Genomic DNA, 1,349 nt, shown 5'->3' on the forward strand with positions numbered 1-1,349 from the left:
GTTCTGTTGCAAAGTTTAAAAATCAAATACAAGGTTTATAATCCTTCTTGTTCTTAAGCTAATATTCCCATTAAGACCTTAATCTCAGTAGATACCGAAAATCCGAAGAGCGTTCCATTTCTTCGGTTCTTTTTGTATATTCCTCGAAGGGTCTCCATGCCCTTAATCGTGGAAGAGGCTGTACGGAGACTTTGATAAAATTTATTCCGTCGTTTAATAGGTCGATGGTCTTGTTCTATTAAATTGTTAAGATACTTCACAGTTCGGTGCTCTGTCTTAGTATATAAACCCACACTCTGTAACTTTCTAAAGGCGGAGCCAAGAGAAGGTGCTTTATCGGTCACAATTGCTTTCGGCTCACCAAACTGTTTATGGAGTCGTTTTAAGAAAGCATAGGCTGCTTGCGTATCCCGTTTCTTTCGTAACCAGATATCTAAGGTTAAGCCGTCCGCATCAATTGCACGATAAAGATAATGCCAACGTCCCTTAATTTTGATATAGGTTTCGTCCATTTTCCATGAATAGAAGGATTGTCTATTTTTCTTCTTCCAAAGATAATAGAGGACTTTGCTGTACTCTTGCACCCAACGATAAATCGTAGTATGACAAACATTTATTCCACGATCATATAACAATTTCTGAACTTCACGATAGCTTAGATTGTAACGCAGGTAGTAACCAACAGCGACANTGTTTCCATGCCCTTAATCGTGGTTGAGGCAGTTCGTAGACTTCGATAAAATTTATTGCGTCGTTTGATTGGTCGATGGTCTTGCTCAATGAGGTTATTGAGATACTTCACGGTTCGATGCTCTGTCTTAGTATATAAACCGTTACTCTGTAACTTTCTAAATGCAGAACCAATAGAGGGCGCTTTATCCGTGACAATTACTCTTGGTTGACCAAACTGTTTATGTAGTCGTTTCAAGAACGCATAAGCAGCTTGAGTATCCCGTTTCTTGCGTAGCCAGATGTCTAAAGTCAATCCATCCGCATCAATTGCACGATAGAGATAATGCCAACGACCTTTGATTTTGATATAAGTTTCATCCATTTTCCACGAATAGAAGGACTGTCTATTTTTCTTTTTCCAGAGATGATAGAGGACTTTACTGTATTCTTGTACCCAACGATAAATAGTTGTGTGACAAACGTTAATCCCACGATCATAAAGGAGTTCTTGAATTTCACGATAGCTTAGATTGTAACGTAGATAATAACCAACAGCGACAATAATCACATCTTTTTGAAATTGTTTACCTTTAAAATAGTTCATTGATATATCCTCGCTGTCATTTTTATTCATTTTACACTAAAATAGACTTATCAGAAAACTTTGCAACAGAACC

The 1,349-nt window shown here is 37.5% G+C and carries 1 protein-coding gene and 1 pseudogene; both read right to left on the reverse strand.

Annotation, left to right across the window (positions count from 1 at the left end; translation table 11 throughout):
- Positions 1-53: 53 nt before the first annotated feature.
- On the reverse strand, positions 54-690 hold a 637-nt coding region (locus QR64_RS25845; RefSeq protein WP_152640949.1), incomplete at its 5' end, for an IS6-like element ISS1N family transposase.
- 1 nt (position 691) lies between these two features.
- Positions 692-1,276, reverse strand: a pseudogene (locus QR64_RS25850) (IS6-like element ISS1S family transposase); the annotation flags it as partial.
- Positions 1,277-1,349 lie beyond the last annotated feature (73 nt).

The organism is Rhodococcus sp. Chr-9, assembly GCF_000801125.1.
Taxonomy (GTDB): Bacteria; Actinomycetota; Actinomycetes; order Mycobacteriales; family Mycobacteriaceae; genus Rhodococcus; species Rhodococcus pyridinivorans.